Raw genomic sequence first — 22,129 nt, forward strand, 5'->3', positions numbered from 1 at the left:
GCCCTAACGGGGCTGTGCCTGGATTGTAAGATCCGAAGCCTGCGGCTTGCGCTCGGTGACCAGTGCGAGCAGCACGGTCAGCACCATGAAGCACACGGACGCGCCGAACACCCAATGCGGCATGTGCTGGTCCATGATCCAGCCGAACAGCAGCGGGCTGACGATGCCGCCGAAATTGAAGCCGGTGGAGACGATGCCGAAGGCGCGGCCGGCGGCACCGGGAGGCGCGGCGTTGCGCACCATCATGTCGCGGGACGGTGCGATCACGCCGCCAAGGAATCCGGCAAGCCCCATCGCGAGCGTGAGCACGACCGGCGGCAGGTTCATCAGCGCAATCAGCAGCACCAGCACGGCATTGACCGCGAAGCAGGCCGCGGCGAGTTGGCTGTGGCGATGGGTCCAGTCGGCCAGATAGCCGCCGGCGAGCACGCCCGCGGCGCTGGCGCCGAGGAACGCGGTGAGCGCGATGTTGGCGGTCGAGAACGACGCGCCGTAGCCGCCCATCAGCGCGACCACACCGAAATTGTTGATACCCGAGGTCGACAGGCTGAGCAGCGTGAAGAACGCGGTCAGCACCATCAGCGCCGGCGTGATCACGCTGGCCTTCGATGCCGTGTCGTCCTTCGGCTTGTTCTTGTTGGCGCCGGCATCGGGAATTCCGAGCACGATCAGGAACAGCGCCACCAGCGGGCCGACCGCGCCGGCCACGACCAGCGCGCCGAGGCCGCCGATCGAGGCGACCAGAGCCGCCATGATCGCCGGCGCCACCGCGCCGCCGAGGAAGCCGGCAAAGGTGTGGATCGAGAAGGCGCGGCCCATCCGCGCCTCGTCCATATGGGCCGAGAGGATCGCGTAGTCAGCCGGATGGTAGACGCTGTTGGCGAGGCCGAGCGCCACCGCACAGACGATCAGCGAGGTGTAGCTCAGATGCAGGCCAAGCCCGATCAGCGCACAGCCGCCGATGGTCAGCCCGATCAGCAGGATCTTGCGCGCGCCGATATGGTCGGCGAGGTAGCCGATCGGCGCCTGGGTCAGGCCAGAGACCACGGCAAACACCGTCAGTGCGAAACCGAGCTCGACATAGCCGACGCCGAGCTGCTGCTTCAGGAACGGGAACAGCATCGGCAGCACGAAGATATGGAAATGGCTGACCCAATGGGCGACCGAAATTCCCGTCAGCGTGCGCAGCGCGCTGTCGGCTTTCGCTTGCTGCGGTGCGGCCAGAATGTCGACCATGTCAGAGAAACCCCAATTCCAAAGCGTTTTCGAGCGAAGAGGGTACCGGTTCGCGTGCAGAAACGCGTCAAAAAATGCCCGGCAGGGCGGGCAGAAAATAAAGCCTGGCCGCTAATTGTCCATGAACGCGGGCGCATGGCTGCCCCCGGCGCGGGCGTGCCGGATCGACACATGCGGCATAAAAGGCGGCGACAAAGTGCGGGCCTGCGGTGATGATCGGCCATGATCGACGCCAAGAAGCCGCTCCGGGTGCTTGTGTCAGAGGGCTCCAGCACCTCCGGCCGCGAGGCGATCACGATGCTGGGGCTGGCCGGCCATCATGTCGAGGTCTGCGACCCCTCGCGCTGGTGCCTGGCGCGCTACTCCCGCTTTGTCCGCAAGTACCACCATTGTCCGCCGCTGCGGTCAGATCCGGCCGGCTTCCTGCGCTTCGTCGAGCGGCTATTGGCATCGCGGCAATTCGATGTGCTGCTGCCGACCCATGAGCAGGGCTTCCTGTTCGCCCGCGCCGCGGCGCGGCTGACATCACGGACCGGTCTGGCGCTGCCGGACTTCGACAGCTATCGCGCCGTGCACAGCAAGGCCGGCTTCAGCCGGCTGCTCGACCAGCTCGGCCTGCCGCAGCCCCCGACCCGGATCGTGCGCTCGGCCGAGGAGCTGCGCGAGGCGGTGCGGTTTCCATCCGTGGTCAAGACGTCGGTCGGCACCGCCAGCCGCGGCATCTGGTTCGTGCGCGACTCGGGCGATCTCAACCGCGCGCTCTATGATCTCGAATCCGCCGGCGATTTTGCCGGCGAGGTGTTGGCGCAGGATCTCGTCACCGGCACGGTCGAGAAGGCCCAGTCGGTGTTCTGCCGCGGCACGCTGACTGGCTTCCACGCCTACCGGCAGATCGCGGCCGGGATCGGCGGCGGCGAGGCGATCAAGGAGAGCGTGAGCCGGCCGGCGATCGGCGCCGCGCTCGAGACCATCGGCGCGCATCTCGGTTGGCACGGTGCGCTCTCGGTCGACGTCATCATGCCGCTCGACAGCGCGACGCCGCTGTTGATCGACTGCAACCCGCGGCTGGTCGAGCCGATGAACGCGTACCGGTCCGGCACCGATCTGGTCGATCTGCTGCTGCGCACCTCGCTCGGCGAGACGCCGCCGCCGCTGCCCGAAAGCCGCGCCGGCGTGCGGACCCATCTCGCCATGCAGGCGCTGCTCGGCAGCGCATCGCGCGACGGCACGCGGCGCGACCTGATCAGGGAATGCGGCCGCATCGCCGCGGGCGAGGGTCTCTATCGGGCAAGCACAGAGGAACTGACGCCGGTGCGGCTCGATTGGCTGAGCGCCGTACCGCTCGCGATGACCACAGCGCTGCTGCTGGCATCACCGCCGATCGCCTCATCGCTGGCCCGCGGCGGCTTCGGCGCGCATCTGCTCGATCGCGCGAGTATCAAGACGATCGAAGGAGAAAGTTTTTTGCACGATCTCTCAACACGTCGTCCCGGCGAACGTCGGGACCCATAACCACGAATGGTTATTGGTGAGCGATGGTGAAACGCCGAGCCCTATTCACAACATCCGCTGCGGAGTATGGGTCCCGGCGTTCGCCGGGACGACGTGGGGATGGATATCGCTCATCCCTCACAACGGCTCGTCATCATTGCCGTAGCGATCGACCTTCGGCGTGGCGATGTCGCCATCCTCGTAGTAGTCGTCGTCCTGCGGCGCTGCGGGCGGCGGAGAGTTTTTCGACTTGTCGTCTGACTTGTCGTTGTTCCCGGCGCTAACCTTGCTCTTCTTTCCGGCCTTGGCCATGCGTTTCCCCTGCGCGGGTCAAATCATCTGCCGGAAGTCTACCCCAGTTCGCCGGGGCTTGTAATGTAGATGGCGCGGCCGGGTCACTCTTGGCCGCGCCGATCGCGCTAGAACGTCGCGCCGGCCTTGACCATGTAGGTGCGGCCGGGCAGCGGGTAGGCCGAGAAGCGGCCGGCCGTGAACGAGCTCGCGACGGCGTAGTCGTAGTAGAGCGCGTTGAACAGATTGTTCACACTGAGCGACCAGAACAAGCGGTCGACTTGTCCGCTGAGCTTGAGATCGGCGGTGGCGTTGCCGGGAATCCGGCTCTGGGTGTTGGCCTGGTCGTTGTCCATGATGCGCGAGCTCCAGGCCCGCACCGTGGCGTCGAACACCAGATAATTCTGCCAGATATTCCAGGTCACGCCGAGATTGCCGGTGGTGCGCGACACCAGCGGCACGTCATTGCCGGCCCAGATGCCTCCGCGGAACACGGCGCGGGTGATCGCCATGCCGCCGCGCAGGGTGACGCTGTCGCTGACCCTCAGCGAGGCGCTGGTCTCGGAGCCGTAGCGGCGGGTGGGATCGAGGTTGACGTTGTAGAACAGCACCGGGTTGAAATGGATCTCGTTCTCGAGGTCCATCAGGTAGACGCTGGTCTGAACCTGAAACAGGTTGGTCTTGACTCGGAAGCCGCCCTCGACGTCCTGCGACGTCTGGGTCTTGAGCTGAAAGTTCTGCGGGATCGGCGCGAAGGTCAGCGGGTCGAATGATGGGCCGGATGCGACGCGCTCGTCGACGTCGGGCGTGCGGAATGCGCGCGCGGCACGGCCGAACACCGAGAAGGTGTCGGTGAAGCGATGCTCGGCGCCGACATGCAGCGCGTATTGCGTCTCGTTGCTGTCGAGCGGAGCCGCCTGGGTATCGAACGCGAACGGCGCATTCGGGTCGTAGCGGTCGCGCGCCGAGACGCTGGTGTTCTGAACGCGCGCGCCATAGGAGAAGTCGGTCGTCGGCAGCAGGCCGAGCGTGTGTTGCCAGTAGCCGGCGACGGTCTGCTGATCGATATTGTAGATGTGGAAGGGGTCGACGCCCTGATAGGCGCCGCGCGCCTCGCGGAACGTCGAATCGTAATAGTCGATGCCGGTCAGGATTGTCGACGGCATTCCGAACGCGACGTTCTTGACGCTGAGCCGGGGCGTCAGCGACCAGGTCTGCAGCGCAGCATCGTTATAGGTCGAGGCGAAGCTGATGGTCGGCACGGTGCCGAAGAAGCCGCTTTGCGTCTCACGCTGCCGCCAGCCGCCATCGACAATGAGGTCGGCGCCGTTGATCAGCGTCTTGGTGAAGCCGGCCGTGACGCTTGATGTCTGCTGGTTGGCATAGTCGAACGGTGTCGCCGCGCCGCGGCGATCGGTGAGCAGCTCGTTGACGCCGATCGACGGATCGACCAGCCGTCCGCCGGGCAGGCCGAGTTTCTGGTCGCTGCCGGTGACGGTGAGGAAGGTGGTGAGATCCGACGTGGTGTAATTGACGTTGCCGACCGCGTTGCGCTGGTCGAGCGCGTTGTTGACGCGGTAGCCGTCCGACTTGATGCCGTTGCCGTAGAACGAGGTCGACCACGGGCCGGAATTGAGCGCCGCGGACACCGCGGCCATGCGGGTGTTGAACGAGCCGAAGCCGCCTTCGGCGCGTATCGTCGCCGGCGGCGGACCGCCGGCGCCGGTCTTGGTGATGATGTTGACCACGCCGCCCACCGCGTTGTCGCCATAGAGCACCGCGCCGCTGTTGCCTCTGACGATCTCGATCCGTGCGATCGAATCGAGCGGGATCGTCGTGAGATCGAAGCCGGCCTTGTCGACGTCGTTGAGGCGGCGGCCATTGAGCAGGAACAGGGTGTTGTCGGAGGCGAATGCGCCGAAGCCGCGCAGGTCGACCGAGGTCTTGGCGCCGTTCGGCCCGCCGTAAAGCGATTGTAGCTGCACGCCCGGCACCTGCGCGAGAATCTCGGGCAGCGACTGCAGCGGCGAATGCGCGATGTCGTCGGCCGTGATCACGGTCGAGGAGGAGCCGACGATGCCGGCGAACTGCCGGCCGCCGCTACCGGTGCCGCCTGTTCCGGTGGTCGGTCCAGTCCCTGTCGTGTTCGATCCAGCTCCGCTGCCAACATTATTGCTTTGCACGGTACCAGGCGCCGGGCGGCGAGGCGCCGGTGCTTCGTCAGCGGCCGGCTTGGCGCGCGTAAAATTCTGGTCGCCCGGCTTGGTGATTTCGACGGCCGGTAGCTGATCGGGCGAGGGGGCTTGCTGCGCCCGTGCGGTCGAGAGAACGATTGTGGGCACGATCATCGTCGACGCGAGCAGAAGCCCGCGGCGGCGCCGGGAGAATGGGTTGGAGAACATCTAAGTGAGACCTCGGCAACGTCAGTGGCACGTCACCGCGAACCAGTCTCACCGTTGTGCTCTCGCCTCAGGTGAAGCTCATGCCTGTACTCCCCGACCGACATCTTCGCGTGTGACCACGGCTGACGGCAGGTCTCCTGGCTCGCGGGTCGTTACCCTTCGTCGCCTTCCCAGGACCGAGATTCCCAGTGGCCTGTGACGAAGGATTCACCGCATACAGTTGCGGGGGCAGCCGCGGCATTGGGGAAGTTTCCCCGCACCGCATTCCCTTTTCATCTCGTTAAAGAACCGTCATGTTCATCTAGGGTTCGGCCCGGCAGCAATGTCAACCCGGCGAATGTCGGGCGGCGGCCGCGCAGCCACGGTTTTTGTCGGGTGTCGCTTGCCTGCCACGGCGATCGCTGTAAGAGCATGGATCCAATGAGCGTGCAGGATTTTGCCTTGGCGGCCGAGGTCGCGGCGCGGCGCCGGTGGAGCGCCACCGCGGCGCTGCTCGCGCTCGTGGTCCTGCTGCTGGTGCTCTCGCTCGGCATCGGGCCGGTGCGGCTGTCGCCGCTCGCGGTGATCGAGGCGCTGTTCGGCGGCGGCAGCGATGTGGCGCAGGTGATCGTGCGCGAGATCCGGCTGCCGCGCACCATTCTGGCGTTCGCGATCGGCGGTATTCTCGGGCTATCGGGCGCGGCGCTGCAGGGCCTGCTGCGCAATCCGCTGGCCTCGCCGTCGCTGTTCGGCGCGCCGCAATCGGCGGCATTCGGCGCGGTGCTGGTGATCGCGCTCGGCCTCGCCGATGTGCGTTCCTACGCGCTGCCGGTGGTGGCGATCATCGCCGCGTTCGGCTCGGTGTTCGCGCTGCTCGCAATCGCCGGCCGCAATGCCGGGCTGCTGATCCTGATCCTCGCCGGGCTCGCGATCTCGAGCTTTGCCGGGGCGGCGACGGCGCTGGTGATGAACCTCTCGGCCAATCCGTTCGTGGTGCTGGAGATCGCATTCTGGCTGCTCGGCTCGCTGGAGGACCGCAGCTTTCAGCACGTGGCGCTGGCGCTGCCTTTCATCATCGCGGGCGCTGTCATCCTGCTCAGCCAGGCGAGCGCGTTCCGCGCGCTGACGCTCGGCGAGGAGGCGGCGCAGAGCCTCGGCGTCGATGTCGGGCGGCTAAGGTTGCTCGTGATCGCGGGGGTTGCGCTCGGCGTCGGCGGTGCGGTCGCGGTGTCAGGCACGATCGGCTTCATCGGTCTCGTCGCCCCGCATCTGATGCGCCCTCTGATCGGTCACGATCCGGCGCGGCTGCTGGTACCGAGCGCGCTCACCGGTTCGGCACTGTTGCTCGCCGCAGATATCGCGGTGCGCATCATCCCCTCGACCTCGGATATCAAGGTCGGCGTGCTGACGTCGATCATCGGCGTGCCGTTCTTCCTCTATCTGATCATGCGCGAACGCCGCGCGCTGGGCGGAGGCGTGGCATGACGCTGCTCTCCGCCACCGCGCTCAATGCTTCGCTCGGCAGCCGCCAGGTGCTGCACGATGTTTCGCTGTCGCTGGAAGCGCGGCACCTCGTCGCGCTGGTCGGTCCGAACGGCGCCGGCAAGACCACCTTGCTGCGCGCGTTGGCTGGCCTAATTCCATCCGACGGCGAGATCAGGATCGGTGGCGATGCGCTGGCGACGCTTGCGCTGCGCGAGCGCGCCAAGCGCTTCGCGTATCTGCCGCAGGGGCACATGGTGCATTGGCCACTGCCGGCCCGCGATATCGTCGCGCTCGGGCGCTATCCGCATGGCGCGACCGATCCGGCGCGGCTGTCGCCGAAAGATATCGAGGCGGTGCTGCGGGCGATGCAGGCGGTCGACGTTACCGAATTCGGCGATCGCCGCGTCACCGAGCTCTCCGGCGGCGAACGGAGCCGCGTCGCGCTGGCCCGCGTGCTGGCAGTGGAGGCGCCGGTGATCCTCGCCGACGAGCCGACCGCCTCGCTCGATCCGCGCCACCAGATCGACGTGATGCAGAAGCTGCGCAACGTCGCCGACACCGGCGTGCTGGTCATCGTGGTGACCCACGATCTCGGGCTCGCGGCGCGGTTTGCCGATCATGTGCTGGTGCTGTCGGAGGGCCGGCTGGCGGCGCAAGGCGCGCCGGATGAGGCGTTGTCCGAGGCGGTCCTCGCCAGCGTATTCCGGGTCAGCGCCTATCGCGCCGAGTTTCAGCGCGAGGCCGTGATCGTGCCGTGGGCGGACGTGTGATGAGGCCGAGGCCTCTCCACGAACTCGGCTCACCTCTCCCGCTTGCGGGGGAGGTCGCATCGCATCGCCAGATGCGATGCGGGTGGGGGCTTTCTCCAATCGAAGAGTGTTCGTGGCGGCGCTACCCCCACCCCAGCCCTCCCCTGCAAGCGGGAGAGGGGGCGCACCCTTCGCGTGGCGCCCATCTTGCTTCGCTCTGCCTTGCATTGATGTTCTCGGTTCTTGCCTGGCTCATGCCGGCGAGCGTCTCTTTTGCTGCCGGACCGCGCATCGTCTCGATGAACGTCTGCAGCGACCAACTGGTGCTGTCGCTGGCCGATCCGGACCAGATCCTCGGGCTGAGCCGCTTTTCACGCGATGCCTGGCAGTCCTGGGCCGCCGAGAAAGCGCGAAACTATCCGCGGCTGTCGGGCGGGGCCGAGGACGTGCTGTTGCTCAAGCCCGACCTTGTCGTCGTCAGCCTGTTCGACAAGCGCGCGACGCGCGATCTCTTGAAGGCCAACGGGTTGCACCTCGTCGAGTTCACCGTGCCGCGCACGCTGGATGAGGTGAGGGACCAGATCCGCGCGATGGGCGACGTGGTGCAGCATCCGGATCGGGCGCAGACCGAGGTCGCGCGCCTCGATGCGGCAATCGCGCGGGCGCGGGCGGTGGCGAGCATTCATCACTATCGCGTGCTGCCGCTGGAGCGCCGCGGCTTTGTGTCGGGTGACGGCAGCCTGGTCAGCTCGCTGCTGGCGGCAACCGGCCTCACCAATGCGGCGGGCGAGCTCGGCTTCGGCGCGGGCGGATTTGCCTCGCTGGAGGCGATCGTGAAATTGCGGCCGGATTTCATCCTGGTGTCGGAGGCCGGTGATCGCGCCGAGGATGAGGGCCGCGCCTTCCTGCTGCATCCGGCGCTGGAGCGCTTCTATCCGGAGAGCAAGCGAATCGTGCTGCCCGAGCGGCTCACGGTGTGCGGCGGCGTGATGCTGGCCGATGCGCTGGACCGGTTGACGGAAGAGTTACAGCGCTTGACGCGGTGACCATCGCGTAGCCTGGATGAAGCGAAGCGCAATCCGGGAAGGTTGTTCCGCGGAAAGATAGGCCCCGGATTTCGCTGCGCTCCATCCGGGCTACAAGATTACCCCGTCACCACCGGGCCGCCGGCCTTCTTCCACGCATCCATGCCGCCTTCGATATGGGCAGTGTTTACCAGCCCGGCCTTCTTCGCGGCCGCCACGGCCATCGCCGAACGCTCGCCGAAGGCGCAGAAGAACACGATGCGGCGGCCGGTCGCGGCCGCGACTTCGCGCAGCATGCCGCCGGGCTGCAAGGTGGCGCAAATTCCGGGATAGGGCGCGTGCAGGGCGCCGGGCAGCATGCCGTGCTTGGCCCGCTCGCCGCTTTCGCGCAAATCGACCAGCAGGATATCGGGCCGGCCGAGGCCCGCGATGGCATCGCGCGCGTTGAGGGAGAGGCCTTCCCTGGCCAACTCGTCCTGGTGCAGGCCGACATGCATGTTGGCGGGCACCGCGACGTCCATCATCTTTGGATTCGGGAGATGAAGGTTGTTCATCAGCTCGACATAGTCGTCGATCGATTTCACCTGCAGCCGCGGATTGTAGCGCTTCTCCTCGCCGATGGTGGAGACGGTGTCGCCCTTGTAGTCATGCGCGGGGAATACCAGGGTTTCCTCCGGCAGCCTGAGCAGGCGGTTGAAGATCGAATCATACTGTGCCCGCGCGCTGCCGTTCTGGAAATCGGTGCGGCCGGTGCCGCGGATCAACAGCGTGTCGCCGGTAAAGACCCGGTCGCCCATCAGATAGCTATAGGAATCGTCGGTGTGGCCGGGCGTGTACAAGGCTTCGAGGCAGAGGCCCTCGATCGTCACCTTGTCGCCGTCGGAGACGCGCATCGAGACCACGTCGGCCTTGCTTTGCTCGCCCATGATGGTGATGCACTGGGTGCGGTCGCGCAGCTCGCCGAGGCCGGTGATATGATCGGCATGCAGATGCGTGTCGACCGCCTTGACCAGCCGGAGGTCGAGTTCCTGCAGCAGCTTGCAGTAGCGGTCGGCCTTCTCCAGCACGGGATCGAGGATCAGGGCCTCGCCGCCGGCGCGGCTCGCGAGCAGATAGCTGTAGGTGCCGGACACGCTGTCGAACAGCTGGCGAAAAATCATGACGGCTTACCTGTTCTCCGGGGCGAGTCGTGAGGAGGATATTATTCCATAGATAGGGGCAATTCAAAGCAAATCCATCCCCGGTGACAAGCTGTCCCGTCACCCCCGCGCAAAGGCGAAGCCTTCGCGCCGCAGTTTTGGAGCCTCTACGGCCTCACGTAACTCCAGCCCTGCTCCTGCAGCTCCATCAGATGGACCACGCCGGACGGTACGATGGTGGCGTCGGGGACGACGGCGATCGCGTGACCTTCGGCCTTCTCCATGCCCTGCCTGGTGTTGTTGCAGGCGGAGAACTGGATCTTGCCGGGGAAGACGAGATCCTTGAGCCGCCTGATGCGGTCCTGCACCGGCGAGGTGTCGCTACGCAGCATGTGCAGGCCGGGGCCGTAGGTGACGATGTCGATGTCCACGTCCTCGTTCCTGGCGCGGTAATATTCGATCACGTTGGTCGCGTTGTTGAGCGCGAGATTCATGATCTGTGGGTCGTTCTGGTCGACCTGGATCGCGATATGGTGCGGCTTGTCGGCGGCGAGTGCGCCGGTTGCGAAGCCGAGCGAAAGCACGGTGGCGGCGGCGAGACGGCGAAGCATGGAGGACTCCTAGGGACGGACCAGCGTGTAGCCGTTCTCGGTGAGAAGCAGAATCTGCGCGACGCCGACCTGTACGGGAGTGGCGGCGGCGATGTAGTCCGGTCGCTTGCCGGTGTCGCGCTCGATGGTGTCGACGGTGTTGAGGCAGATGTCGACCCGCGCGCCCTGCGCGACCAGGCTCTCGACCAGCTTGCGGCTGGCATTGTCGGGCCTGAGCAGGTCGATGCCCGGGCCGAAGGCGACGATCTCGACCGCCACCTTGTCGGGGTCGTAGTGCTTCATCAGATTGCTGGCGACGCTGAGGACGAGGCCCTGCTTCTTCGGATCGTTATCGGAGAGCTGCAGCACGACCTTGTGCTCGGCGAACGGCTTGTCCTGCAACGGCGCGAGCTGGGCGCGGGCCGGCGGCGTCGCCAGCGCGACCGCCGCAAGGCCGAGCGCGGCGATGAACGCGCGCCGCCTCATCCGTGCCTCGCGATGCCCGGATTGTCCTCGACGCCTTTCAGCGTCACGGCGGGTTCGTCGCGGTTCGGCGGCCGGCCGGAGCGCAGATGTTTGGCCACGACATCCCAGATCGGCGCGCCGTTCTGCTGGTTGACGGAGGCCCAGCCTGCGACCTTGTAATGCTTGCCGGCTTCGAGATGCTTGCCATTGCCGAGCTTCAGCTCGGAAATGCGCTTGCCGACGGATTCGCCCGGCGTGCAGGTGTAGGCGAGGCCGCCGACGCGGACCATGTCGCCGCCCTGCTGATAATAGGGATCGACGTTGAACAAATTGTCGCAGACGTCTTCCAGCACATCCTTGATCTGGCTGCCGGTCATCGTGGCGACGTAGGTCTCGGGATAGGTGATCGCGGTTTCCGACAGTACGTCTTCCATGGTCAGCGGCTGGCCGGCGAGCGTGGTGAGGCCCCAGCGGAATCCGGGCGACAGCGCGATCTCGGCGTTGAGCTCGTTCAGCAGCGCATCGCAGATCAGCTGGTCGACGGTGCCGGAGAAATTGCCGCGGCGGTAGAGCAGGCGGTCGGCCGTGCCGAGCTTGTTGCTCCACTCGTCGACATGCGGATCGCGCATCTTGTCGATCAGCGTCTGCATCGCGGGATCGGGCTTCAAGAGTTCGGCGAACACCGGCAGCAGGCGGTAGCGGACATTGGCGACCTTGCCCTTGGTGAGGTCGAGATCGAGCACGCCGATGAACTTGCCGTTGGAGCCGGCATTGGTCACCAGCGTGACGCCGCCGGGATTGGTCACCGTGATCGGGATCGGAATCGCGTCATGGGTATGGCCGCCGAGGATGACGTCGATGCCGGTGACGCGGCTGGCGAGCTTGAGGTCGACGTCCATGCCGTTATGCGACAGCAGGATCACCGCCTCGACCTTGTCGTTGTTGCGATGGCCGTCGACGAGCTTTTGCAGCTCCTCGTCGCGGATGCCGAACTTCCAGTCCGGCGTGAAGCGCTTGGGATGCGCGATCGGCACATAGGGGAAGGCCTGGCCGATGATCGCAACGCGATGGCCGCCGATTTCCTTGATGACAGACGGCTTGAACACCCGCCCCGAAGCCGGATCGAACGCCTTGGCGTCGTTGAACGCGGCCTCCTCGGTCAGGAATACGTTCTGCGCCAAAAACTCGCCCTTGAAGCGGGAGAGATTGTCACGCAGCACCTGTTCGCCATAGGTGAATTCCCAATGCCCGGTCATCGCCTCGATGCCGAGCAGATTGGCGGCCTCCACCATGTCGGCGCCGTTCATGGCGTTGGCGAGCCCGGTGCCCTGCCAGAGGTCGCCGCCGTCGAGCAGGATCGAACGCTTCTCGCCGACATCGGCGCGCAGCTTGTCGACCAGCGTCTTCAGATGGGCAAAGCCGCCGAGCCGGCCGAAGCGGACGGCGGCCTTCTCGAACTCGACGCAGGTAAAGGCATAGGCGTCGGCGCTGTCGGGCCGGATGCCGAAGCGGTCGAGGAACGCCTTGCCGACCAGATGCGGTGGCTGGCCGGCCATCGTGCCGACGCCGATATTGACGCCGGGCTCGCGGAAGAACACCGGCTTCAGCTGCGCATGGGTGTCGGTCATGTGCAGGATGCGGGCGTTGCCGAAGCGTTCGAGGTCGTAGACGCTGGCGGTATCGGCGCTGCGCGCGAGGCGGGGCAGGCCGGCCACGAGCGTTGCGGCGGCCGAAGCTGTCAGGAAATCCCGGCGGCGGACAATCATCACTCTCTCCGCGCGGCCCCCGTGGCCTGCGCGCCATTAGCGAACTTCCATGTCCTTCCAGCGTTCCTTTTCGCTGGTGGCCTGGAAGATCGATGCCTTTGCCAGCGCCTCGGCCTCCTTGGCCTGGGCGACTGCGGTGTCGAAATCACCAGCCTCACCGGCCTTTTTTGCGGCGGCGAGCGTCGAGGCTGTGGTGGTCCACTGGTTGCGCAGCAGGCCCGCTTCCTTGTTGGCGGTCTCAGCCGCGGCATAGGCCGCCTTGTAGTCGGCTTCGGAGGCGGCGAGGGCTGCGGTCGCTGTTGCGATCAACAGGGCTGATGCCGCGAAGATGGCTCGCATCGCCGCGCTCATGGCCTTGCTCCCGGCCCCGAGATCGGCAGGCCATTGCTGACATAGGAGAGGTAGTATTCGAGGTTGCGGTACTCGTCGTCCTGCGGATTGAGTGGTACGCCGCGAATCTGGCTGTTGCAGGTGGTGAAGCGGCGGCTGGTGGTGCCCATGCCCGACCATTCCGAGCGGTAGATCGGCATCGCGTTCAGGATGCCGAGCGCCGGCGCCAGCACCTCGGCGCGGATCCGCTGGCCCGGGCTCTGGATGTGGCAGGTGGCGCAGGAGAAATTGAGCTGGCCGCGACGGGTGTAGAAATACTCCTTGCCCTTCTGATAGGCCTCAAGCGCGCGCGGATCGTTCGGGATCTTGATGTCCATCGGCTTGCCGCGCGAGGTGAAGGCCATGTAGGCGGTGAGCGCCGCCATGTCGTCCTTCACATAGGAGAACGGCGCCTCGCCATTGGCCTCGCGGCAACGGTTGAGCGCGAGCTCCAGCGTGACGACCTTGCCTTCCTTCTCGTCGAAATAGGGATAGTTCTGGCGGATGCCGATGCCCTGGTTCGGGAAGCAATCGGCGTAGGTCTTGCCGTTCTTGAACGGCGTTGCGAACATTTCCTTGCCGGCTTCGAGCGAGAACTCGTAGGGCGGAAACTGCTCCTTCTCTTCCCACTGCTTGTGCAGGTCCTCATTCATCGAATAGGGACCGTTGACGAAATCCTCGAGCTTCAGCTTGGGGAATTTGCTGGTGAAGAATTTCTGGAACGCCGCCTTGTCGGCCGCGGGATCGATGCTCTCGGCCGCGCGCGCCGGCACGTACGCCAGCATGCCGAGCGCAAACGCCGCAAACGCTGCCCGGATTGCGAGGCGCCGTGTCATTGAATCTTCGCCGTGGTGGCGTCGGTCGCGCCCTTGTTGTCGGTCCAGCTGACCTTCAGGTCGTCGCCCTTCTTGCCGCCCTTGAAGGCGAACTTGACGTAGGGGTCCTTGGAGACGCCGCCGCCCCAGTCGGCGACGAACACCGGCTTGCCGTCATACTCGAAGGTCAGCACCTGGATGAAATGCGGCGGGATGATCTCGCCCTTGGCGTCCTTGACGAAGCCGGAATCCATCGGATGCTGGATCAGCGCCTGCACCTCGGTGATATCGCCGTTTGACGTGGCGCGCACGCGAATGCTCGATGCCATCTTGATTATCCCTCAATTGAACTCAGCCGCCGCAGCCGCCGACGGTGACCTTGATTTCTTTCTGGGCGCTGTAGAGCTTGCCGCCGGCCTCGACGATCACGGTGACGTTGCTGGTCTTGGCCATCTTGATGCGGTTGGCGACGCTCGGCAGCGTGCCGGCCGGAATCCTGTACGAGGCGATCAGCGAGATCGGGTTCTCGCTGACCAGGAACGAGATCGAGGTGACGTCGGCCAGCGTCGTGGTGGCGGAGATCGGCACCACAGCGCCGTTCTCGGCGATCTCGGGTGCGTCCATCTTGATCTTGTCGGAGGGCTCGGCGGTCTTGCCGTAGAGCGCCTTGATCGCGTCGGCCTCGTTCTTCTGCTTGAAGGCCTCTTCCGGATATTTGTCGTTGGCGGCGGCGAGCGCCTGCGGCACGTCGAACGGAATGACGCCGAGGCCGATCAGCGCGGCGACGCCCGCGCCCTTCAGCACCAGGCGGCGGGTCCTCGAGAATTTGCTGGTCGTGATGCTCATCGAAAATATCTCCTCAAGCTGATGTCGCCGCGTCACAGCGTTTGCAGGAAGTCGACCACCGCGCTGATTTCCTTCTCGCTCAAGATCCGGTTGCGGCCGAACGGCGGCATCACCGTTTGCGGGTTGCGCTTGGTCTCATCGGTCACGATCGCGATCAGCTCGTCGCGGCTGTATTTCGCCTTGAGGCCGGTCAGCTCGGGGCCGATCGTACCGGGCAGCTCGCCGCCCTTGATGACATGGCAGGTCAGGCAATTGCCCTTGCCGCGGTCAAAGGCGAGCTTTTGGCCCTCGGCGGCGGATTGGGCCTGCGCGGCCATGGCGGTGCCGGCCAGCAGCGCCAGAACGAGGGCTGGTTTGGAGATAGTGGCGATCAAGGACGTTTCCCAGGCTTCAATCTGATGATGCCATCGCAATATAAAGAGTGGAAGCACAAAGGCCATCGGCTGGCAACTCGGAGAATAGGCGCGTTGCGACGGGGTTAATGGAAGCGTGGCGGTCCATCCGCCTGTCATGTGTGTGCGGTTGAGCCCTCAAGGAGAAGCGTAGTGGCGGAGTTTGTGGTGGAGTTCGGCAAGGACGGCAGACCGGTCGAGGCGGACGGGCGGCTCGACGCGGCAGCGTTCCATCGCAATCACCAGCCGATCTGGGCGGTGCTGAAGGACTACCTCGCCGGCCGATCCGGCGACGTGCTGGAGGCCGGCAGCGGCACCGGCCAGCATGTCGTGTATTTCGCCGGCCAGACGCCCGACATCATTTGGCGGCCGAGCGATCTCCACGCCGCGCATCTGCGCAGCATCGAGGCCTGGCGCGCGTATGCCGGCCTACCAAACATCCGGCCGCCGCAGCCGATCGATCTGTCCGACCCGGCCTGGTCACCCGTGCCAGCGGACGGCAAAGGTCCGGACAAATTGCTCGCGATCTTCTGCGCCAATGTGATCCACATCGCGCCGTGGCGCGTGGCCGAGGGGCTGTTCGCGGGTGCCGCGCGGCATCTGCGTGCCGACGGCCGGCTGTTCCTCTACGGCCCGTTCAAGCGCGGCGGCAAGCATACCGCGCTCAGCAATGCGGTGTTCGACACGTCCTTGCGCGAACGCGACGCCGAATGGGGCGTGCGCGATATCGCTGAGGTCGAGGCGCTTGCGGAGAGCGTCGGGCTCAAGCTTGACGGGGCCTTCGAGATGCCGGCCAACAACATGATTTTGATGTTTGTGCGGACGGGTGCGGCTCAATCGTAGGCCAGGCACCACGCATCGCCGCGCAGCCAGCAGCGTTCGTCGGGAATCTCGGCATCGCGGTAGAGCCGTGTCACCCTCTGCCAGCCGCCGCGGGCAAAGGCTTCGGCCAACACTTTTTCGGACGCCTCCTCGCGTCCGCCGTCGCAGGGAATGATCGCGACTGGTGAGATCCAGGTGGCTTGATACTGTACGCCCTCGCGCCGCACGCGGAACACCGCGCCGGAGCGCGCGATCTGCTCCGGCGCGCCGCCCTTGAATCCTTCATCCGACGTCAGCGGCAGGATCAGGCGGCCGCCGTCGGCAAGCCCGTCGAGCCATCGCGCGGCGGGCTGGGTGCAGCCGGCATTGACATAGATCACGTCGGCTGGATCGAACGATGCGCGCGTGCCGTCGCCTGCGATGATCTCGACATTCGGATAGGGGGCGAGATTGGCGCGGGCGCGCGCGGCAAGCTCCGGGTCGTATTCGATGCCGGTGACGCGGCCGGCCGGTCCGGCCAGATGCGCGAGGAGCGCCGTGTAGTAGCCTGTGCCCGTCCCGATATGCACCACATGCTCGCCGCTAGCCGGCGCGGCGTGGTGCATGAGATAGGCGTGCAGCGACGGCTGACCGTTGTTGAGGCGGCGCTCGGGCAACAGCGCGACCAGATCGTTGGTGTAGAGGTAGACCGGATCGGCATCGGGCGTCGGCGCGTAGTCGCGGCCCCATCGCAGCATCAGCCAGGGTCCCGGGCCGACGAAATGCGGCGGCCATGATCTGCTTGGCATAGGCGGCTCGTATGATGCGGAGTTCGGCTTGCGGGTCCATCACTGCTGCCTGCCTTGTATTGTGTGATTTGACACACCGACGTGTGTGAAATAGCATACTTCAACGACGGAGGCCAGAATGAAGAGACGGCTTTATCCGGCCGTGCTAGAGCGCGGACCGCGCGGCGCGTTCGGGGCGTGGTTTCCCGACTTTCCCGGCTGTGTCGCCGGCGGCAAGTCGCAGGAGGAGGCGATCGAGCGCGCCGAGCATGCGCTGGCGCAGGCGGTGGACGGCTGGGTCGAGCAGGGCCACCCGCTGCCGGAGCCGACGCCGATCGAGCGGATCGTGCCGCCGAAGGGCTCCGATGTGGCCGCCTTCTTCATGGTGGGCGTCGATCCGCCCGATCCGTCCGAGCGCGTCAACGTCTATCTGCCGAAGAGCCTGATCGCGCGCATCGACAAGCGCGCCGCCGAGCTCGGCATGAGCCGTTCGAGCTTCTTCGGCTTTGCCAGTTCGCTCGCGCTCGAATGGCCGGGCGGCTATCCGCGCGGCGCCCCGATCGCGCCGCGCTCCAAGGTGCACAAGACCGGCGCGCTGCGCGCCGAGAAGCGGCCGGGCAAGAAGCCTGTGCGGTAGGTGACGCGCGATACAACAGGCGTGACGTCGTCCTGGCGAAAGCCAGGCCCCATTACCCCAAATGCTGGTTGTTGCACGTAGCTGGGGCGGCGATCCCTCTCGCAACAAGACTCGGTGGTTACGGGTCCCGGCTGCCGCCAGGACGACGCCGGAGTGTCGGTGTTCGACCTGGCCAACAACCGTGCGCCTCCCGCATGGCCTTCGTCCGTTTGCGCCGGTTGATCGGCCTGCACCTGCTCTCCATAGTGCGCGCGATTGGAGGCTCCCGCCGGGGCTTCAAGGCGGGATTTCAGATGATCGACGTGACGGCTGCGAACGAGACGACCGATGACGCGCGGGCGCGCAGCAATGTGTGGCGGCTTGCGGCGGCGCAGGCGCTGACAGGTGCAAATTCGGCCGTGATCTTCGCCACCGGCTCGATCGTCGGCGCGACGCTGGCGCCCGACATCTCGCTCGCGACGGTGCCGCTCTCGATGTATGTGCTGGGCCTTGCCGCCGGCACGCTGCCGACCGGCGCGATCTCGCGCGCTTACGGCCGGCGCGTCGCTTTCATCGTTGGCACCTTCTGCGGCACGCTCACCGGTGCGCTCGGCGCCTGGGCGATCCTGCACTCGTCGTTCTGGCTGTTCTGCGGTGCGACCTTCCTCGGCGGGCTCTATGGCGCCGTCGCGCAGTCCTATCGCTTCGCCGCCGCCGATGGCGCCAGCGTCGCGTTCCGGCCCAAGGCGGTGTCGTGGGTGATGGCCGGCGGCGTATTCGCCGGCGTGCTCGGGCCGCAACTCGTGCAATGGACCATGGACATCTGGCCGCCTTATCTGTTCGCGTTCTCCTTCGTGATGCAGGCGCTGGTCGCGCTGGTGGCGATGGCGGTGCTGTCGGGTGTCGACGCGCCGAAGCCCGCGGCGGCGGATCTGCATGGCGGCCGCCCGCTGCTCGAGATCGCGAGGCAGCCGCGCTTCATCGCCGCTGCGCTGTGCGGCGTGATCGCCTATCCGATGATGAATCTGGTGATGACCTCGGCGCCGCTCGCCATGAAGATGTGCGGGCTGTCGGTCAGCGATTCCAATTTCGGCATCCAGTGGCACATCGTGGCGATGTACGGCCCGAGCTTCTTCACGGGCTCGCTGATCGCCCGCTTCGGTGCGCCCGTCATCGTCGCGCTCGGGCTGGCGCTGGAGGCGGTGGCCGCGATGATCGGGCTGTCAGGCATCACCGCGCCTCACTTCTGGGCGACACTGTTCGTGCTCGGCATCGGCTGGAACTTCGCATTCGTCGGCGCCTCCGCGCTGGTGCTGGAGACGCACCGGCCGCAGGAACGCAACAAGGTGCAGGCGTTCAACGATTTCCTGGTGTTCGGCATGATGGCGATCGGCTCGTTCTCGTCGGGCCAGCTGCTGGCGCATTACGGCTGGAACGCCGTCAACATGGTGGTGTTTCCGCCGGTGCTGCTCGGGCTCGTCGTGCTGTTGCTTGCGTCATTCGCCAAGCGGCGGGCGAAATTGCGTGCGGTGGAAGAAATCCCGGACGCCGGCATCTAATTTCCTGCTGCCAATTGCTGACACTTCGACCGGTTTCGAAATGATCGGCTTGCAAGGCTGCTCACATCGTGGGAACGGATTTAATCCGGCCCTGACGATGTGAGAAGCAAGAGCAAGAAATGGACACATCATCACCCGCGCTGCATGACGAATCCGCGCTCGGCTATGAGGGCTGGCGCATTGTCGTCGTCTGCTTCCTGCTTGCGACCTTTGGCTGGGGATTGGGCTTCTATGGACAGAGCGTCTATGTCGCCGAGCTGCAGCGGCTGCACGGCTGGCCGGCGTCGCTGATCTCGTCGGGCACGACCTTCTTCTATTTGTTCGGCGCCGCGCTGGTGGCCTTCGTCAGCGAGGCGATCAAGGCGTTCGGTGCGCGCAGCTGCCTGATCGCGGGCACCCTCGCGATGGCCGTCGCGGCGGTTGCGATCGGCGAGGTGCGCGAGCCCTGGCAGCTCTATCTCGCCGATGCGCTATTGGCGTTCGGCTGGGCCGGCACCAGCCTTGGCATCATCACCAACACGCTTGGCCTGTGGTTCGACAAGAAGCGCGGCATGGCGATCAGCCTGGCGCTGAACGGCGCCAGCTTCGGCGGCATCGTCGGCGTCCCGCTGCTGGTTGCCGGCATCGGTTATTTCGGCTTCTCCGGCGCGATGATCGCAGCCGCGGTGGCGCTCGTCGTGGTGATGGTGCCGGTCATCCTGATCTTCGTCGGGCGGCCGCCAGTGCATCTGCACGCGGTGACGTCAGCGGCGGCCGATGCGCCGTCGGCGACCCAGGTGCGCGCCCGGGCGCTGCGCGACATCCGCTTCCTCTCGGTCTCGATCGCCTTCGCGCTGGTGCTGTTCGCCCAGGTCGGCTTCATCGTGCATCTGATCGCCTATCTCGACCAGGTGATCGGCCGCGAGCGGGCCACGGTGGCGATGGCGCTGCTGACCGCGATGGCCGTGGTCGGCCGGGTCTCGTTCTCCTTCGTGATCGACCGGCTCAACCAGCGGCTGGCGTCGGCGCTGTCCTTTGTCAGCCAGGCGGTCGCGCTCGTCGTCATCATCAATGTGCACAACGACATCGCCCAGATCGCCGCCTGCGCGCTGTTCGGCTTCTCGGTCGGCAATCTGATCACGCTGCCGGCGCTGATCGTGCAGCGCGAGTTCGATCCGCGCGCGTTCGGCGTGCTGGTCAGCCTGATCACTGCGATCAACCAGATCACCTACGCCTTCGGCCCCGGCGTGATCGGGCTGTTGCACGACCTCTCGGGCAGCTACGCGCTGCCGTTCTATGGCTGTATCGGGCTGGAGCTGATCGCGGCGGCGGCGATCATGACGAAGGGGAAGTAGCCCCGTTGGCTCACCCGGGCTACGATTTCTTTCGTGATTTCTTCTCGCCGATCTTGCCGGCCGCGGCGACCCGCAGCAGGCGGCGGAAGGTCGGGCATTCCATGTGGCTCGGCGCGGGACAGACGGCGGCGTGGCGCAGGCCATCGCGCATCGCGTTGAGCCGGCGGATGGTGCGGTCGAGCTCGTCGGCCTTCGCCGCGAGCAATTTCCGGTCGATGCGCGGCCTGCCGTCGGGCGCGAACATTTTTGCGATCTCGTCGAGCGCGAAGCCGGAGGCGCGGCCTAGCGCGATCAGCGCCAGCCGGTCCAGCACGCCCGGATCGAACAGCCGGCGCAGCCCGCGCCGTCCATGCGAGGCGATCAGCCCCTTTTCCTCGTAGAAGCGCAAGGTCGAGGCGCGAACGCCCGATAAATGCGCCACCTCCGCGATGTCGATGTCCCGCATGGCCTTGACCTCAAGTTCACTTGAACTGGCAGTGTGCCGCCAGGCGCTTGCGCGAGGCAAGCACCAGGACAGGTAAATACGCAAGAGGACGAGATCATGAGTGCCACACCGCAGGCCGAGGACGAGCAGGTCAGACTCTGGAACGGCGCTGCCGGACTTGCCTGGGTCGAGACGCGCGACGTGCTCGAAGCGATGTTCAAGCCGCTTGAAGCGCTGCTCGTCCGGGCGGTGGCCGATGCCGCGGCCAGCCATGTGCTCGATATCGGCTGCGGCACGGGCGCCACGACAATCGCCGTCGCTCACATGCTCGGCCCGCAAGGGCATTGCACCGGCATCGACATCTCCGCACCGATGATCGCGGCGGCGCGCGTCCGCGCGGAGCGGGAGGGGCTATCTACCGACTTCATCTGCGCCGACGCGCAGACCCATGGCTTTGCGCAGGCGAATTTCGACATCATCATCTCGCGCCTTGGCGTGATGTTCTTTGCCGATCCGGTGCAGGCCTTCGCCAATCTGCGCCGCGCGGCCCGGCCGGGTGCGGCGCTTCGCTTCATCGCGTGGCGGGACGCCGCCGAGAACCTGTTCATGACCACGGCAGAGCGCGCGGCAAAGCCGCTGCTGCCCGATCTTCCGGCGCGGCGCCCCGATGCGCCGGGGCAGTTCGGCTTCGCGGACCGGGAGCGGGTCGCGCGCATCCTGGAGGATAGCGGCTGGGACGCGGTCGCGATCGAGCCGGTCGATGTCGCCTTGAGCTTTCCGGCATCGGAGCTGACCCGTTACGTGAGTTGGCTCGGCCCGGTCGGTACGACGCTGCAGGGGATGGAAAAGCCGCGTCGCACAGAGGTGATCGAGACCGTGCGCGGCGCCTTCGACCGTTACATCCACGGCAACGAGATTCGCTTCACCGCGGCCTGCTGGATGGTCGCGGCGAGCGCGCCAGTGGAGGCTGCGCATGGTTGACGCCGTGGATTTTTTGACAAGTGCGGTGCTGATCGGGACCGGCGCGACGATCGTGATGGATGTCTGGGGCATGGTCCGCACGCGGCTGCTTGGCATGCCGTCGCTGGACTATGCCCTGGTCGGCCGCTGGCTCGGCCATCTCGCATCGGGCCGCCTGCGGCACGAGCGCATCGCCGCGTCACCGCAGGTCGCGGGCGAACGGGTGATCGGATGGTCCGCGCATTATCTGATCGGGATCGGCTTTGCCGGCGTGCTGCTTGCGATCTTCGGCCCTGATTGGGCGCGGCAGCCGACCATCGCTCCGGCGCTGATCGTCGGGATCGGCAGCGTGGCCGCGCCGTTCCTGGTAATGCAGCCCGCGATGGGCGCCGGCATCGCCGCGAGCCGAACGCCCCGTCCATGGGCGGCGCGGCTGCAGAGCGTCCTGACGCATGCGGTGTTCGGCATCGGGCTCTACGCTGCGGGTTGGCTCGCGCACCTATTACTGGACCCGTAGCCCGGATGGAGCGAAGCGTTATCCGGGAGCAGTATCGCCTCACGGAGCGAACCCCGGATTTCGCTGCGCTCATCCGGGCTACAATCCGCG

General features: G+C 66.1%; 24 protein-coding genes and 1 riboswitch. Of the genes, 10 read left to right on the plus strand and 14 right to left on the minus strand.

Going from position 1 to position 22,129, the window contains the following annotated elements; genetic code table 11:
- Positions 1-3: 3 nt before the first annotated feature.
- On the minus strand, positions 4-1,236 hold the full coding sequence (locus CO675_RS24090) for an MFS transporter (RefSeq protein ID WP_097674339.1): 1,233 nt from the start codon (positions 1,234-1,236) through the stop codon (positions 4-6).
- A 222-nt stretch (positions 1,237-1,458) separates the two neighbouring features.
- Between CO675_RS24090 and CO675_RS24095 the strand changes: the two genes are divergently transcribed.
- Positions 1,459-2,748 carry an ATP-grasp domain-containing protein gene (locus CO675_RS24095; RefSeq protein WP_097674340.1) on the plus strand — a complete coding sequence of 430 codons (1,290 nt, stop codon included), beginning with the start codon at positions 1,459-1,461 and terminating at the stop codon, positions 2,746-2,748.
- A gap of 117 nt (positions 2,749-2,865) precedes the next feature.
- Here CO675_RS24095 and CO675_RS41095 read toward each other — a convergent pair whose 3' ends face one another.
- Both CO675_RS41095 and CO675_RS24105 read right to left on the minus strand, forming a co-directional pair.
- Complete coding sequence (locus CO675_RS41095) at positions 2,866-3,039, minus strand: hypothetical protein (RefSeq protein ID WP_097674341.1); 174 nt, start codon at positions 3,037-3,039, stop codon at positions 2,866-2,868.
- 107 nt (positions 3,040-3,146) lie between these two features.
- Positions 3,147-5,366: a TonB-dependent receptor gene (locus tag CO675_RS24105; RefSeq protein WP_245452889.1), complete on the minus strand. Its 2,220-nt coding sequence runs from the start codon at positions 5,364-5,366 to the stop codon at positions 3,147-3,149.
- 164 nt (positions 5,367-5,530) lie between these two features.
- Positions 5,531-5,728: riboswitch (cobalamin riboswitch) on the minus strand.
- 112 nt (positions 5,729-5,840) lie between these two features.
- On the opposite strand from CO675_RS24105, the gene CO675_RS24110 reads away from it, so the two are divergent.
- The 3 genes from CO675_RS24110 (at position 5,841) to CO675_RS24120 (ending at position 8,679) form a co-directional block, all read left to right on the plus strand.
- Positions 5,841-6,884, plus strand: a complete 1,044-nt coding sequence (locus CO675_RS24110) for a FecCD family ABC transporter permease (RefSeq protein ID WP_097674343.1) — start codon at positions 5,841-5,843, stop codon at positions 6,882-6,884.
- Positions 6,881-7,654: an ABC transporter ATP-binding protein gene (locus CO675_RS24115; protein WP_097674344.1), complete on the plus strand. Its 774-nt coding sequence runs from the start codon at positions 6,881-6,883 to the stop codon at positions 7,652-7,654. The genes CO675_RS24110 and CO675_RS24115 overlap by 4 nt, the downstream gene beginning before the upstream one ends.
- Before the next feature lie 209 nt (positions 7,655-7,863).
- Positions 7,864-8,679, plus strand: a complete 816-nt coding sequence (locus tag CO675_RS24120; RefSeq protein WP_097674345.1) for an ABC transporter substrate-binding protein — start codon at positions 7,864-7,866, stop codon at positions 8,677-8,679.
- A 98-nt stretch (positions 8,680-8,777) separates the two neighbouring features.
- On the opposite strand, the gene CO675_RS24125 is transcribed toward CO675_RS24120, so the two are convergent.
- The 9 genes from CO675_RS24125 to soxX form a co-directional block, all read right to left on the minus strand.
- Positions 8,778-9,818, minus strand: coding sequence for an MBL fold metallo-hydrolase (locus tag CO675_RS24125; RefSeq protein ID WP_097674346.1), 1,041 nt, complete (start codon positions 9,816-9,818; stop codon positions 8,778-8,780).
- Between the two features lie 146 nt (positions 9,819-9,964).
- Positions 9,965-10,408 carry a DsrE family protein gene (locus tag CO675_RS24130; RefSeq protein WP_097674347.1) on the minus strand — a complete coding sequence of 148 codons (444 nt, stop codon included), beginning with the start codon at positions 10,406-10,408 and terminating at the stop codon, positions 9,965-9,967.
- A 9-nt stretch (positions 10,409-10,417) separates the two neighbouring features.
- Positions 10,418-10,873 (minus strand): DsrE family protein, encoded by a 456-nt coding sequence (locus CO675_RS24135; RefSeq protein WP_097674348.1) that lies wholly within the window; start codon positions 10,871-10,873, stop codon positions 10,418-10,420.
- On the minus strand, positions 10,870-12,618 hold the full coding sequence (gene soxB / locus CO675_RS24140) for a thiosulfohydrolase SoxB (RefSeq protein WP_097674349.1): 1,749 nt from the start codon (positions 12,616-12,618) through the stop codon (positions 10,870-10,872). The genes CO675_RS24135 and soxB overlap by 4 nt, the downstream gene beginning before the upstream one ends.
- Before the next feature lie 36 nt (positions 12,619-12,654).
- Positions 12,655-12,969: a hypothetical protein gene (locus tag CO675_RS24145; RefSeq protein ID WP_097674350.1), complete on the minus strand. Its 315-nt coding sequence runs from the start codon at positions 12,967-12,969 to the stop codon at positions 12,655-12,657.
- Positions 12,966-13,823 carry a sulfur oxidation c-type cytochrome SoxA gene (gene soxA, locus CO675_RS24150; RefSeq protein ID WP_502693402.1) on the minus strand — a complete coding sequence of 286 codons (858 nt, stop codon included), beginning with the start codon at positions 13,821-13,823 and terminating at the stop codon, positions 12,966-12,968. Before soxA ends, CO675_RS24145 begins: the two co-directional genes overlap by 4 nt.
- Positions 13,820-14,131, minus strand: coding sequence for a thiosulfate oxidation carrier complex protein SoxZ (gene soxZ / locus CO675_RS24155; RefSeq protein ID WP_097674351.1), 312 nt, complete (start codon positions 14,129-14,131; stop codon positions 13,820-13,822). Before soxZ ends, soxA begins: the two co-directional genes overlap by 4 nt.
- Positions 14,132-14,153: 22 nt before the next feature.
- Entirely contained in the window at positions 14,154-14,648 is a 495-nt protein-coding gene (gene soxY, locus CO675_RS24160) for a thiosulfate oxidation carrier protein SoxY (protein ID WP_097674352.1), read from the minus strand.
- Between the two features lie 32 nt (positions 14,649-14,680).
- The gene (gene soxX / locus CO675_RS24165; RefSeq protein WP_245452906.1) at positions 14,681-14,965 is read right to left on the minus strand and encodes a sulfur oxidation c-type cytochrome SoxX; all 285 of its coding nucleotides are present in this window, start codon (positions 14,963-14,965) and stop codon (positions 14,681-14,683) included.
- Positions 14,966-15,193: 228 nt separating this feature from the next.
- Here soxX and CO675_RS24170 point away from each other — a divergent pair, with 228 nt between their 5' ends.
- Positions 15,194-15,883, plus strand: coding sequence for a DUF938 domain-containing protein (locus CO675_RS24170; protein ID WP_097674354.1), 690 nt, complete (start codon positions 15,194-15,196; stop codon positions 15,881-15,883).
- Here the strand turns inward: CO675_RS24170 and CO675_RS24175 are convergent.
- A complete protein-coding gene (locus CO675_RS24175; protein WP_245452890.1) occupies positions 15,874-16,650 on the minus strand; it encodes a protein-L-isoaspartate O-methyltransferase family protein in 777 nt (258 codons plus the stop codon). The genes CO675_RS24170 and CO675_RS24175 overlap by 10 nt on opposite strands.
- Positions 16,651-16,768: 118 nt before the next feature.
- Here CO675_RS24175 and CO675_RS24180 point away from each other — a divergent pair, with 118 nt between their 5' ends.
- The 3 genes from CO675_RS24180 (at position 16,769) to CO675_RS24190 (ending at position 20,138) form a co-directional block, all read left to right on the plus strand.
- Entirely contained in the window at positions 16,769-17,266 is a 498-nt protein-coding gene (locus CO675_RS24180) for a type II toxin-antitoxin system HicB family antitoxin (RefSeq protein WP_097674355.1), read from the plus strand.
- 293 nt (positions 17,267-17,559) lie between these two features.
- A complete protein-coding gene (locus CO675_RS24185; protein ID WP_097674477.1) occupies positions 17,560-18,804 on the plus strand; it encodes an MFS transporter in 1,245 nt (414 codons plus the stop codon).
- 119 nt (positions 18,805-18,923) lie between these two features.
- A complete protein-coding gene (locus CO675_RS24190; protein ID WP_097674356.1) occupies positions 18,924-20,138 on the plus strand; it encodes an MFS transporter in 1,215 nt (404 codons plus the stop codon).
- Between the two features lie 19 nt (positions 20,139-20,157).
- Here CO675_RS24190 and CO675_RS24195 read toward each other — a convergent pair whose 3' ends face one another.
- Positions 20,158-20,583: a helix-turn-helix domain-containing protein gene (locus CO675_RS24195; RefSeq protein WP_097674357.1), complete on the minus strand. Its 426-nt coding sequence runs from the start codon at positions 20,581-20,583 to the stop codon at positions 20,158-20,160.
- Between the two features lie 96 nt (positions 20,584-20,679).
- Here CO675_RS24195 and CO675_RS24200 point away from each other — a divergent pair, with 96 nt between their 5' ends.
- Together CO675_RS24200 and CO675_RS24205 are read left to right on the plus strand one after the other, a co-directional pair.
- Entirely contained in the window at positions 20,680-21,543 is an 864-nt protein-coding gene (locus tag CO675_RS24200; RefSeq protein WP_097674358.1) for a class I SAM-dependent methyltransferase, read from the plus strand.
- On the plus strand, positions 21,536-22,039 hold the full coding sequence (locus CO675_RS24205) for a DUF2938 domain-containing protein (protein WP_097674359.1): 504 nt from the start codon (positions 21,536-21,538) through the stop codon (positions 22,037-22,039). Before CO675_RS24200 ends, CO675_RS24205 begins: the two co-directional genes overlap by 8 nt.
- The last annotated feature ends 90 nt before the right edge of the window (positions 22,040-22,129 follow it).

Origin of the sequence: Bradyrhizobium sp. C9 (assembly GCF_002532045.1) — a bacterium.
GTDB lineage: Bacteria > Pseudomonadota > Alphaproteobacteria > Rhizobiales > Xanthobacteraceae > Bradyrhizobium.

What these genes read in the sequence shown, in the direction of transcription:
- CO675_RS24090 (WP_097674339.1), bottom strand. Translation starts at nt 1,236, where the DNA reads ATGGTCGACATTCTGGCCGCACCGCAGCAAGCGAAAGCCGACAGCGCG.
- CO675_RS24095 (WP_097674340.1), top strand. Translation starts at nt 1,459, where the DNA reads ATGATCGACGCCAAGAAGCCGCTCCGGGTGCTTGTGTCAGAGGGCTCC.
- CO675_RS41095 (WP_097674341.1), bottom strand. Translation starts at nt 3,039, where the DNA reads ATGGCCAAGGCCGGAAAGAAGAGCAAGGTTAGCGCCGGGAACAACGAC.
- CO675_RS24105 (WP_245452889.1), bottom strand. Translation starts at nt 5,366, where the DNA reads ATGATCGTGCCCACAATCGTTCTCTCGACCGCACGGGCGCAGCAAGCC.
- CO675_RS24110 (WP_097674343.1), top strand. Translation starts at nt 5,841, where the DNA reads ATGAGCGTGCAGGATTTTGCCTTGGCGGCCGAGGTCGCGGCGCGGCGC.
- CO675_RS24115 (WP_097674344.1), top strand. Translation starts at nt 6,881, where the DNA reads ATGACGCTGCTCTCCGCCACCGCGCTCAATGCTTCGCTCGGCAGCCGC.
- CO675_RS24120 (WP_097674345.1), top strand. Translation starts at nt 7,864, where the DNA reads ATGTTCTCGGTTCTTGCCTGGCTCATGCCGGCGAGCGTCTCTTTTGCT.
- CO675_RS24125 (WP_097674346.1), bottom strand. Translation starts at nt 9,818, where the DNA reads ATGATTTTTCGCCAGCTGTTCGACAGCGTGTCCGGCACCTACAGCTAT.
- CO675_RS24130 (WP_097674347.1), bottom strand. Translation starts at nt 10,408, where the DNA reads ATGCTTCGCCGTCTCGCCGCCGCCACCGTGCTTTCGCTCGGCTTCGCA.
- CO675_RS24135 (WP_097674348.1), bottom strand. Translation starts at nt 10,873, where the DNA reads ATGAGGCGGCGCGCGTTCATCGCCGCGCTCGGCCTTGCGGCGGTCGCG.
- soxB (WP_097674349.1), bottom strand. Translation starts at nt 12,618, where the DNA reads ATGATTGTCCGCCGCCGGGATTTCCTGACAGCTTCGGCCGCCGCAACG.
- CO675_RS24145 (WP_097674350.1), bottom strand. Translation starts at nt 12,969, where the DNA reads ATGAGCGCGGCGATGCGAGCCATCTTCGCGGCATCAGCCCTGTTGATC.
- soxA (WP_502693402.1), bottom strand. Translation starts at nt 13,823, where the DNA reads ATGACACGGCGCCTCGCAATCCGGGCAGCGTTTGCGGCGTTTGCGCTC.
- soxZ (WP_097674351.1), bottom strand. Translation starts at nt 14,131, where the DNA reads ATGGCATCGAGCATTCGCGTGCGCGCCACGTCAAACGGCGATATCACC.
- soxY (WP_097674352.1), bottom strand. Translation starts at nt 14,648, where the DNA reads ATGAGCATCACGACCAGCAAATTCTCGAGGACCCGCCGCCTGGTGCTG.
- soxX (WP_245452906.1), bottom strand. Translation starts at nt 14,965, where the DNA reads ATGGCCGCGCAGGCCCAATCCGCCGCCGAGGGCCAAAAGCTCGCCTTT.
- CO675_RS24175 (WP_245452890.1), bottom strand. Translation starts at nt 16,650, where the DNA reads ATGCCAAGCAGATCATGGCCGCCGCATTTCGTCGGCCCGGGACCCTGG.
- CO675_RS24180 (WP_097674355.1), top strand. Translation starts at nt 16,769, where the DNA reads ATGAAGAGACGGCTTTATCCGGCCGTGCTAGAGCGCGGACCGCGCGGC.
- CO675_RS24185 (WP_097674477.1), top strand. Translation starts at nt 17,560, where the DNA reads ATGATCGACGTGACGGCTGCGAACGAGACGACCGATGACGCGCGGGCG.
- CO675_RS24190 (WP_097674356.1), top strand. Translation starts at nt 18,924, where the DNA reads ATGGACACATCATCACCCGCGCTGCATGACGAATCCGCGCTCGGCTAT.
- CO675_RS24195 (WP_097674357.1), bottom strand. Translation starts at nt 20,583, where the DNA reads ATGCGGGACATCGACATCGCGGAGGTGGCGCATTTATCGGGCGTTCGC.
- CO675_RS24200 (WP_097674358.1), top strand. Translation starts at nt 20,680, where the DNA reads ATGAGTGCCACACCGCAGGCCGAGGACGAGCAGGTCAGACTCTGGAAC.
- CO675_RS24205 (WP_097674359.1), top strand. Translation starts at nt 21,536, where the DNA reads ATGGTTGACGCCGTGGATTTTTTGACAAGTGCGGTGCTGATCGGGACC.